This is a genomic window from Vibrio sp. FF266 (assembly GCF_041439695.1).
Classification (GTDB): Bacteria; Pseudomonadota; Gammaproteobacteria; order Enterobacterales; family Vibrionaceae; genus Vibrio; species Vibrio tasmaniensis_A.
In genome coordinates this window covers 1-10,822 of the sequence record NZ_JBGOOO010000066.1, presented here as the reverse complement: position 1 = coordinate 10,822, position 10,822 = coordinate 1, and the positions used below count along the sequence as shown (strand labels likewise).

General features: G+C 43.6%; 9 protein-coding genes and 1 pseudogene. 4 read left to right on the top strand and 6 right to left on the bottom strand.

All coding sequences use genetic code 11. The annotated features are described in order from the left end of the window. Positions 1-99: 99 nt before the first annotated feature. The 3 genes from ACED59_RS23400 to ACED59_RS23390 form a co-directional block, all read right to left on the bottom strand. Positions 100-252 (bottom strand): hypothetical protein, encoded by a 153-nt coding sequence (locus ACED59_RS23400; protein WP_158008817.1) that lies wholly within the window; start codon positions 250-252, stop codon positions 100-102. A gap of 197 nt (positions 253-449) precedes the next feature. Beyond that, the gene (locus ACED59_RS23395; RefSeq protein WP_017099138.1) at positions 450-2,078 is read right to left on the bottom strand and encodes an ABC transporter ATP-binding protein; all 1,629 of its coding nucleotides are present in this window, start codon (positions 2,076-2,078) and stop codon (positions 450-452) included. A 12-nt stretch (positions 2,079-2,090) separates the two neighbouring features. After that, the gene (locus ACED59_RS23390) at positions 2,091-2,585 is read right to left on the bottom strand and encodes a hypothetical protein (RefSeq protein ID WP_009846166.1); all 495 of its coding nucleotides are present in this window, start codon (positions 2,583-2,585) and stop codon (positions 2,091-2,093) included. 240 nt (positions 2,586-2,825) lie between these two features. On the opposite strand from ACED59_RS23390, the gene ACED59_RS23385 reads away from it, so the two are divergent. Then, positions 2,826-5,186, top strand: coding sequence for a Lon protease family protein (locus tag ACED59_RS23385; RefSeq protein ID WP_017099137.1), 2,361 nt, complete (start codon positions 2,826-2,828; stop codon positions 5,184-5,186). 203 nt (positions 5,187-5,389) lie between these two features. On the opposite strand, the gene ACED59_RS23380 is transcribed toward ACED59_RS23385, so the two are convergent. Further along, positions 5,390-6,136 carry a flagellar brake protein gene (locus ACED59_RS23380; RefSeq protein ID WP_012601168.1) on the bottom strand — a complete coding sequence of 249 codons (747 nt, stop codon included), beginning with the start codon at positions 6,134-6,136 and terminating at the stop codon, positions 5,390-5,392. A 315-nt stretch (positions 6,137-6,451) separates the two neighbouring features. On the opposite strand from ACED59_RS23380, the gene ACED59_RS23375 reads away from it, so the two are divergent. The 3 genes from ACED59_RS23375 to ACED59_RS23365 are packed head-to-tail and all read left to right on the top strand — an operon-like array spanning position 6,452 to position 9,093. Further along, positions 6,452-6,736, top strand: a complete 285-nt coding sequence (locus tag ACED59_RS23375) for a GNAT family N-acetyltransferase (protein ID WP_029224077.1) — start codon at positions 6,452-6,454, stop codon at positions 6,734-6,736. Between the two features lie 10 nt (positions 6,737-6,746). After that, entirely contained in the window at positions 6,747-7,922 is a 1,176-nt protein-coding gene (locus ACED59_RS23370) for a phosphotransferase (RefSeq protein WP_371705151.1), read from the top strand. After that, positions 7,912-9,093, top strand: coding sequence for an MFS transporter (locus tag ACED59_RS23365; RefSeq protein ID WP_009846171.1), 1,182 nt, complete (start codon positions 7,912-7,914; stop codon positions 9,091-9,093). Before ACED59_RS23370 ends, ACED59_RS23365 begins: the two co-directional genes overlap by 11 nt. A gap of 108 nt (positions 9,094-9,201) precedes the next feature. On the opposite strand, the gene ACED59_RS23360 is transcribed toward ACED59_RS23365, so the two are convergent. Together ACED59_RS23360 and ACED59_RS23355 are read right to left on the bottom strand one after the other, a co-directional pair. Next, positions 9,202-10,116 (bottom strand): DMT family transporter, encoded by a 915-nt coding sequence (locus ACED59_RS23360; RefSeq protein WP_017099134.1) that lies wholly within the window; start codon positions 10,114-10,116, stop codon positions 9,202-9,204. A 265-nt stretch (positions 10,117-10,381) separates the two neighbouring features. After that, positions 10,382-10,768, bottom strand: a pseudogene (locus tag ACED59_RS23355) (LysR substrate-binding domain-containing protein); the annotation flags it as partial. Between the last annotated feature and the right edge of the window lie 54 nt (positions 10,769-10,822).

Genomic DNA, 10,822 nt, shown 5'->3' with positions numbered 1-10,822 from the left:
CAGTTATTCATTAATTGCTAATTTAGTAAAGTCGCTGACAAACTTTTGTCCAAAAACGAGTTGGATGAAGCCGCTCTGCGACTATGACCCGACTATCAGCTAACCCTGTTTAAAGTCCGTCAATTTTAGAAAACCTTCATAATCACTGGCTCGAATCGCTGAGTTGATTTTTTCATATACGCCAGAAACGAAAAATGTCGCATCCATGCGACATTTTTCTTTTGGCGGCCAAACCAGTTTTGCTATATCCATTCTAGAGTGAAACCCATTCTACTCTTCATATTTGAAGCCGCAGCGTTGTTAACTGCCTAAGTTCACCCAAATTACATAGAACACCTATGCTCATAGGGCTGAACTTATTTGTTGCCTAGCTGCAACTCCAATTATTTTGAGTATCGAGATTATTCAGAATGTACATATAAGACGCTGTTAATCTTGATTAGTTCCCTTTACGCGGCATTTTTTTTCGACTTATTTTCTAAGTCGAATGACGCTGCGATTAATTTCTTGGTGTAGTCATTTTTCGGTGCATTGAAAATCTCTTCTGCAGACCCTTCTTCCATCACTTCACCTTTCTGCATCACCAATACACGATCCGATAAGGCTTTGACTACCGAAAGGTCGTGGCTGATGAATAGGAAGCCGATATTGTGCTTGGCTTGAATGTCTTTTAGCAGGTCAATCACCGTCAGTTGTACAGAGCGATCGAGTGCTGAAGTCGGTTCATCCAATAGAATGAAAGATGGCTCAAGAATCAATGCGCGAGCAATTGCAATACGTTGTCTTTGTCCGCCCGAGAACTCATGTGGATAGCGATTAATTGAATTGGGTTCTAAGCGAACCTCAATCAATGCTTTGCGAGCTCGTTCTAATCTTTCTTTCTTGGATAGATGAGGTTGATGTACCGTTAAACCTTCAGTGATGATTTCCCCAACGGTCATGCGTGGTGATAAAGAACCATAAGGGTCTTGGAATACCATCTGTACATCTTTCTTGAGCTTGTGACGTTCTTTATCGGTTAACAAACTCACATCTTGGCCTTTGTAAACAATACGTCCGGTACTTGGCAGTAAGCCGATCAGTGTGCGTCCTAGTGTTGATTTACCTGATCCAGATTCACCAACAATGCCTAACGTTTCACCTTGTTTTAGGGTCAATGAGATGCCTTTTACAGCTTCGAAATATTGACTCTTACTCTTAATGAAGTGGGATTTCACCAAGAATTGAACACGGATATCATCGGCACACAGTAGCTCTGGCGCCGATGCTTCTACAGGAACCTTAGCGCCTTTCGGAATTGAGTTGATCAGCATGCGTGTGTAATCGTGCTTAGGATTTTCGAATAGCTCTTGAGTGAGTCCTTCTTCGACCAATTCCCCTTTACACATCACGAGTACTCGATCGGCAAAGTGTTTCACTACACCGAGATCATGGGTAATGAACAAAATCGCCATGCCCATCTTGCTTTGAATTTCTTTGATAAGAGAAAGCACTTCAGCCTGAACCGTTACATCTAAAGCCGTAGTTGGTTCGTCTGCAATCAGAATGTCTGGTTCATTGATCAGAGCCATTGCGATCATGATGCGTTGCAACTGGCCGCCTGAAAACTCATGTGGGTATTTTTTGTATGCTTGTTCTGGCATTGGCAGATGTACAAGGTTGAAAAGCTCAAGCACACGCTGCTTCGCTTGAGATTTCGATACATTACGATGACACATAATGGCTTCAGCCACTTGTGTACCCACGCGCAGGTATGGGTTGAGAGAGGTCATTGGTTCTTGAAAGATCATTCCGATCCTGTCACCACGAATTGACTGCATCTCTCGTTCAGTCTTTTTGAGTATCGACTGACCTTCAAATTCGATTTCCGATTGAGCATCAATAATCGCGTTATCAGGAAGCAAACGCATTAAAGCGTTGGAAGAGACAGATTTACCTGAACCCGATTCGCCAACAATGGCCAAGGTTTCACTAGAATTAAGAGTAAAGTTAATCTTTTTTACCGCATCAATGATTCCATCATTGGTTATGAATTTAACGGAGAGATTGTTAACTTTAAGAATGGCCCGGTCCGACATGATATATCCTTATCAATTTAAGACATTAGGTGAAGATTGAACTTCTGAAGTGGTTTTAAGTTGCCCAAAATGGTGATGAGCGCGTTGAATTTGTTCTAGCTCGAGCATCCAATGTGAGCTGCGCTGAGCACTGCAAAATGCGATCAGGTGATTGAGTAAATCTTCGCTCTGCTTTTCCAATAACCTAAAGGTACGTTGAATCAATTCTGTACCCTCAAGAGAGATAAATTGCATCAATGCATAAGATTGGTTCAAGGTATCGAAGGCTTGTTGCTGTTGGCCTAAACGATTGAGAATCTCTGATTGAGCGACACTGGCGTCTCTAAGGCCTGAAATTAAGCAAGCAAACTGGCAGGGTTTGATGTCACTTTGGTATGCCGCGTTTTGGATGTGATGAGGAAGAGAGGTGAGAACATCGTTATAGAGGCGCTGTGCTTCGGGCCAATGACCTTGTTCCATTAACTGTTCAGCTTTTAGGTAGTGCATCCAGCAGCGTTCAATTTCCATGTCCACATCCTTAATTTTAAATATCCTAAAATGTTAATGATATTTATTATCAATTGCAAATTAAAATCATTCACATGCTAAGTTGGTGAATTAAATCTCTCGTTATTGCTAAAAACGGGGTAAATTGTGTGTTATTTGTTCAGTTGAACAGCTGTGCAGCGTAAGTCACTAAATTTATAGGTAATTACATCTACACTGATTTTATCTACACCCAAGTAATGAAGGACTAAGGAGGCGGCGATGGCGATGCAAAGACTCAATACAGAACAGCTGTATAAGGTAGCGGAACTCGATAAGCTACCATGTAAGTCGACCAAAGAACTGGCTCCAATTGACGAAATCGTCGGGCAAGAACGTGCACAAAAGGCCGTTGAGTTCGCGATGTCAATTAAGGAAAAGGGTTACAACATTTATGCGATAGGTCGAAATGGTCTGGGTAAACGTACCATGATCTTGCGCTACCTAAACCGACATCCTCAAGAAGTACAGGAGCTTTTTGATTGGTGCTATATCGCGAATTTTGAAGACATTCGTACACCTAAGGTGCTGAAATTGCCTCGTGGTGTTGGCAGCAGTTTGAAGCAAGATATTGAAAAGCTGATGCGTAAGCTTCTTAAAGCAATGCCACTCGCATTCGATAACGAGATGTACTTTAACCGCGCTGACCGATTAAAAAATCAGTTGGCCGCTAAGCAACAAGCGGCGTTAGAAGCGATCAGTCAAGAAGCAAAAGATAAGGGCATTAACCTGACGATCACGACTCAGGGTGACTACCAATTTGTCGCGATGAATGGCGATGATCTTCATACCGAAGAGAGCTTCGACTTACTCACGCCAGAAGAGCAAGATCAATTCGATAAAACCATTGATGGATTGGAAGTCGGGCTGCGGACCATTTCTCGTGAACTGACCGAGCTTGAAGAGACGTATACAGAGAAAGTTCAAAAGTTGAATGATGATACGGCGCGAGATGTTATTACCCACTTCATCAAGCAGTTGAAGCAAGATTACAGCCAATATCCTGATATTAAAAAGTACCTGACAGCACTGCGTAAAGACATTGTCGACAACGCAGATATTTTCTTAGAAGAGAGCACAGAGCAAGCAGAAGTTGCGACCGCCTCTTTGGATAAGAAAATGCCACGTCGCTACAAGGTGAACGTGATTGTGAGCCAGAAGGAGGAGACTCTGCCGATCGTGGTGGAAGAGAATCCAAATTATCACTCTCTGTTTGGTTATGTCGAGACGGCAACGTTCAAAGGCACCGTATTTACGGACTTCTCTTTGATTCGTGCAGGTAGCTTACATAGAGCCAATGGCGGCGTCTTGCTGATGGATGCGGTCAAAGTACTTGAACAACCTTATGTATGGGAAGGCTTGAAGCGCGCGCTGCGTTCGCGTCAATTGAGCTTCACGTCATTAGAAAAAGAGGTCACGTTAACGGGGGCGGTATCACTTGATCCTGAGCCTATTCCATTGGACGTTAAGATCATCCTGTTTGGTGATTATCGAACTTATCAACTACTGCAACATTACGACGCGGAGTTTGGTGAATTGTTCCGTGTGACGGCCGATTTTGAAGATGAGATGAAGCGTACTGCGGATTCTGAAATGCATTACGCACGCTTCATTTCAAGTATCGTGCACGACAACAACATGCTGCATTGTGATCGCAAAGCGATTGCTCGCATCATTGAGCACAGTTCTCGTCAGGCGGGTGACCAAAGTAAGTTGTCGCTGCACTCGGCACACATTGCCAACCTGCTTCGTGAATCAAACTACGTGGCGAAAGGAGCGAAGTCGAACCTGATTCGTGCTACGCATGTCGACCAGGCGCTATTGAACCAACAGATGCGTGTCGGGCGACTGCAAGACAGCGTAATGGAAACCTTCACCAACGGTACAACACTGATTCATGTGGATGGTCAGGCGGTTGGGCAGGTCAATGCGCTGTCTGTACTCAGTACGACTGATCATATGTTTGGCGCACCGAACCGGATCACGGCAACCACGGCTTATGGTGACGGTGAAGTGATTGATATCGAGAGAAACGTAGATCTAGGCGGCAGTATTCACTCGAAAGGGGTGATGATCTTATCGGCTTACCTTTCTTCGGTATTTGGTAAGACAGCGAAAGTACCGCTTACTACCAATATCACCTTCGAACAATCGTATGGTGGCGTCGATGGTGATAGCGCGAGTATGGCTGAGTTCTGTGCGGTGGTGTCTGCATTTTCTAAGCAGCCGAACCGTCAAGACATCGCGATTACCGGCTCGATGAACCAGTTCGGTGAGTCTCAGCCTATTGGTGGTGTGAATGAGAAAATTGAAGGCTTCTTTGATGTGTGCGAAATCAAAGGACGTTCAAATGAGCAAGGGGTGATCATCCCACGTTCAAATGTTCACAACCTGATGTTGCGTAATGACATCGTAAAAGCGGTTGAAAAGGGCGAGTTTAATATTTGGGCTATCGACCATGTGACCGAAGCGATTGAGCTGTTTACAGGCAAAGCCGCCGGTGAGGCTAGTGATGAGGGGAGTTACCCAATCGATACTATCTTTGGTATCGCTCAAGCTAAACTGAACGCACTGCGTAAATAGTCTAATATCTATAGACCCAACTAGCTTATTAGCTAGATAAGCGTTTGAAAAATAGACAAACAGACAAACAGATAAATAGACAAAACTAAAAAGCCATCGACATAAAAATCGATGGCTTTTTTTGATTGCGACTTTGCTCGCTATTGAGTCGTCTGTATCTGGTCTGCTTACGGTATTCGGTGAAAGCAATGTACTAAATGACTTTACCTATTGCGCAAACAGAGCTTGGTGCCATCGAACTTCAGCTTCGCCAACAAGTGTTTGGCATTAGAGCGGCCAATATCATCAAATTCTACCCCGTATCGAGCGTAATGCGTTGATTTTTGGAGATTACAGATGATGCCTTTCAATGGCGGTATAAGTGGGCCATTGTAGTTCTCAGGTGTAACTTCAATAGATACTCGTTCGGCAATTTGAATCGCACGAGAAGTCGGTGAGGTAACAAAACGACAACCACTTTTCGATAAGTCTCTAATCTCACAGTTTGCTCGTTGATCGTTGAAGATGATTCTGGAAGCTAAGTTCACCTCGTAGCGTGTCTCTTTACGCAGTTGGGTTACTTGCATCGAGCTTGGTGTTGAAAGCACAAGTATAGGGAAGGGATCTCCGATCCTATGGTGAATTTGGCTTTTAAAGTGGATAAGAGCGCCTTCTCCTCGCAGAGAGTACGCACGAGCTGTCATCCAAAAACCTTCTTGGAAGAAAAAGCTCAGATCGTCGTTAGATACATCAGGAACTTCTACCACAATGCAGTTATCACTGTGCGTACCGATAAATTTAGTGGTGGCGAGAAACTTAGTACCAACTGGAGTCGATACATTTAATGTTAGTTCACTGCCGTGCTCTATCATAGCCAGTGCATCGGTGCTATTTAATGTAGAAACGGTGCGGTTACGAGGATCTTGAAGTGCCTGATTATGCTCCAAAGGCTTCTTCAGTGGTGCGTTCATTATATGTTCTCCATGCGCCAACATGCGTCTGTTTGTTTTATTGGTAACTTGCTATTAAGGGGCAAATACGTGCTAGATTTAGCAGGTGCAATTACATAAATTAAGTGCAATTACATAGACTAGGTAGATGTACTCACATAGATTTATAGAGTGCCTTTATCTTTGTTGATTCGTTATTAAGCCGATGGCACAGAGTTATTTACTTTGTTTGTAAGTACTTAGTTCTATTTGTATAAGCTTGAGTTAGTCTATTACAAGGAATGAATACTTCAAATTTTTATTGTTTGTCGTATCAATTATTTTCAGGAGTTGAGAATGCAGCCAACAAAATGGGATCAAGATGCGAACCAGATCACAGTTGAGCTAGCACCCAACCAGTTCGCGATTGTTAAGTATCAAAAGGACGGAGATGTATTACATATTACATCGACACGTATTCCTGATGAGCTTCAAGGTAAGGGCTTCGGTAAGGTGATGATGGAGTCGGTACTGGTTGAAATTGAACAAGCAGGTTTTAAAATTGTACCGATTTGTAGCTATGTGATTCACTATATGAATAGGCAGCCACAGTGGGCACACCTTTTATCCGATAAAGCATAGTAACGAGTATATGTCTCAATCAATATCGTCAAAAAATCTCGCTCAACCAGCAGCGGTTTCAAGTCAAAATCAGCCTGAGCTTTATCAACAAGAGCTTTATCAAAATGAGCTTTATCAAAAAATAGCGGCCTCACTGGATTGTCACCAAGGGTTTGATGTCCAGGTAATTCAAAGCCTATGGGGCGGGTATGGTGAATTAGTTCGTTTGATTTTTTCCAAAGAAAGGCGTTCTTCATTCAACAGCGTGATTGTTAAACATGTCGCATTGCCAGATAAAGCAGAACACCCAAAGGGTTGGAATACCAAACTTTCTCATCAACGAAAGGTGCACTCTTACCAAGTTGAGACCGCGTGGTATCAGTCGTTTACCCAACAGTGGGATGAGCGTTGCCCTGTACCTGTAGGGCTGCAATGTGAGCTACAAGAGAACGAGTGGCTTATCGTTATGCAAGACCTAGCGGATATCGGCTTCCCGTTGAACTCTCAGTTTGATGTGCTTGCTGCTTTTGATGATTTAGCAATCCAAGATACTCAGCCTGAGCTGGCGTCTGGTTACACACTAGAAGAGCAAAACCAACGCGATGCTTGCCTTAAATGGCTCGCTAATTTTCACGCAAAGCACATCAATGTAGATCAAGAACATTCAGCTTCATTGTGGCAAGTCGGCACATATTGGCATTTAGACACTCGGCCTGACGAGTTAAACGCATTGGCTGATTTACCGCTTAAGAGCCAAGCGCAGCACATTGACAATCTATTAAGGGCGTGCCCATATCAAACCTTGGTACATGGTGACGCTAAGCTTGCCAACTTCTGCTTTGATTTAAAAAGCGAGCGCGCTGCTGCCGTTGATTTCCAATACGTTGGGCGTGGTTGTGCGATGAAAGATGTGGCCTTGTTCATGAGCAGCGCGGTTAGGCCGCAAGATTGCGCGCAGCTTGAAGCAGAGATCTTGGAGGCTTACTTTCGATACTTGAAAGCGGCACTCATGCACTATCAGCCACACCTTTCATTCGATGATGTTGAAGCCGCATGGCGACCAATGTTTTACGTGGCATGGGCTGATTTTCAACGTTTTGTTAAAGGTTGGAGCCCTGAGCATTGGAAGATCAACCCGTATACCGAGCAACTAACCTTACGAGTGCTTAACCAATTAGACGAACAGGAGTCCGTCAATGTTCGATAAAACCGCGAGCTGGAAAACGCCGCAAAACTTCTTATTACTGATTTCAATTGTTGTCCCTATCGCGTTTTCGAGCTGGATGGCGCTGCTGAATAACTTTGTTATTGAGAAAGCGAACTTTGATGGTGCGGATATTGGTTTATTGCAAAGTGTTCGTGAGATCCCTGGCTTCTTGGCCTTTACCGTGGTGTTTGTGTTGGCGTTCATTCGCGAGCAACGCTTCATGTTGATATCGCTGGCGATGCTCACTGTCGGTACGGCGATTACCGGTTTGTTTCCTTCACTTACTGGCCTATTGCTGACCACCATTTTGATGTCGACGGGTTTTCACTATTTTGAAACGCTCAAGCAGTCTTTGTCACTCCAATGGCTGAGTAAAGAAGAAGCACCTGAGATGCTTGGTAAGATGATCTCCGTTGGCGCGTTGGCTTCGTTAATTACTTATGGCTCAATCTGGGTGATGTTAGAACAGCTGAAGCTCGATTTTGCTTGGGTGTACGGCATTACTGGCGGTATTGGTTTTATTCTGGTTTTGGTGATGACCTTTGGTTTTCCTGAGTTTCAAACCAAGACTCAACAAAATAAGAAATTGGTGCTGAGAAAGCGTTACTGGCTCTACTACGCGCTCACCTTTATGAGTGGCGCGAGAAGACAGATCTTCACGGTATTTGCTGGCTTTTTAATGGTAGAGAAGTTTGGTTACTCAGCTGCTGACGTAACGCTACTGTTCTTAATTAATTACCTGTTTAACTTCTTGTTTGCGAAGCGCATTGGTCGATTTATCGGTGTGGTTGGCGAGCGCAAGGCGCTGATCTTCGAGTATGTGGGTTTGATTGGTGTGTTTGTCGGTTATGGTTTGGTGCAAAGCGCGGAATGGGCGGCGGCGCTGTATGTTGTTGACCATCTGTTCTTTGCACTCGCATTAGCGATCAAAACCTACTTCCAGAAAATCGCCGATCCTGCCGACATGGCATCAACCGCAGGTGTCTCTTTCACCATCAACCATATTGCAGCGGTTGTTATTCCGGTCGTATTTGGGGTGATTTGGTTATCGTCCCCTGCAACGGTTTTCTACATAGGTGCTGCGATGGCGGCGGTATCTTTGGCGTTGTCTTTAAACATCCCTAAGAAGCCCGAAGAGGGCAATGAAGTGCGAATGTTTAGCTGGCGCTAACTCTGGATAAAGACTAATAAAAAGCTCCAATAGTGATATTGGAGCTTTTTTGTATGTGCTAGATGGAAATATCTAGTCAGCTTCCGGTAGGGTTAGCTTTCAGTAGGATTAGCTTCTTGCGGTTTTTAGTCCACCACGTAACTTGAAGATTCCTTTTGGAGCCTTAGTAAGCAAGATGCCACAAAGCAGAGGGATCATCATCACCAGTGACTGTTCAGACAGCACTTCTCCATTGATGTAGCAAGAGATCAGCAGCGCAACCACTGGGAAGATTAGGAAGCAGATAGACGCTTGGAAAGGCGTCGAAACTTGTCCTAATTTAAAGTAAGCCACAATCCCGCCAACACTCGCCACAAAACCTAGGTACACGACAGCTGAGATTGAATCCCAAGTGAAGGACTCAACATTAACGCTTTCACCCATCGCTGAAACTGCGAACAAGAATAGAGAAGCAATTAAGCTCGGAACGGCGTTGTAGGTAAGTACTTCGATGCCTTTACAGTGCTTTTGAACTAAAACATACATCACTGCGTGAATGGCAACTGCAAGGCCTAAGCAAACCGTGCCAATAAGGTAATCATCACCACCCATTTGCATTTCATTGCCAAGGATTAAACATAGGCTCACAACAGCTGTGACCAAACCAAAGATTTGATGTTTCGCCAATCGTAGACCTAAGAATAAACCCGACATCAGCATGACAGCGACTGGCATGTTGGCGAAGATGATCGACGCTAGACCAGAAGAGATGTATTGCTCACCATAGATCATCAAAGTGAACGGAATAGCAAAATACATCAGTGCCACAATAAGCAGCCATTGACGTTTACCTTTAGGGAAAAGCAAAGGTTGGTTGAAGACTTTTGCTAATACCGCAAGCAAAGGTGCTGCAAGTAAAAAGCGTAACGCAGTGGCAAAAATAGGTGGGATAGAATGCAATGCCACTTCCATAGCGAACCAAGTGGTTCCCCAAATTAAGCAAACAGAGACAAAAAGCAAGATAGTTAGCGACTTCGAATTCATGGTGACTACTCATTAATAATTATTTTAAATCATAGGCTTGTGGCGCCTTAATGACGTGGCACAGTATAGAAAGGTAGTCGGAGAAAAGTTTTGCCTTTTTATCTCTAATTTGAGTTTTTTGTGGAAATTAAATCTATAATGTAATTGTTTTGAAGAAAATTATTTTATTTTAGATAACTTGAACAAAGCCATTATTCTTTGTAAGGTTTAATGTTGGTCGATAAATCGTCAGTTTAGCGACGTATGGAAATTTGGTTGTAAGATATTAAGAATAAGATTCAGCGTGTTGTCTTAGGTGTTCAATAAAGGCGCGAATTCTGGCTGGCACCTGTAACCCATAATTATGTACGACATAGAAAGAGGCTTTAAGAACTTGATCTTTGGGCAAGATGTTTACCAATGTTCCTTTTTTCAGGTCTTCTTCAATTGCTTGTTTAGGTAAACAGGCAATCCCCAACCCATTTAAGGCCATCATGCGGATCGTCGGAACGCTATCTCCGATTCTACTTGCCCTGAATTGATACGTGCTTACTTTGCCCTTATTAATTTCAAAGCTTCTTTGGCTGTTGATTCCTTCCCATTGATTGGCAATGTAGTCATATTGGGAGAGGTCACTTGGCGTGATTGGCTGCGGTATTTGCACCTTAGTAAGGCTTTGTTGCGTAATTCAGTGGAACTAAATCCAGAACCTACGATCTGATCAGCT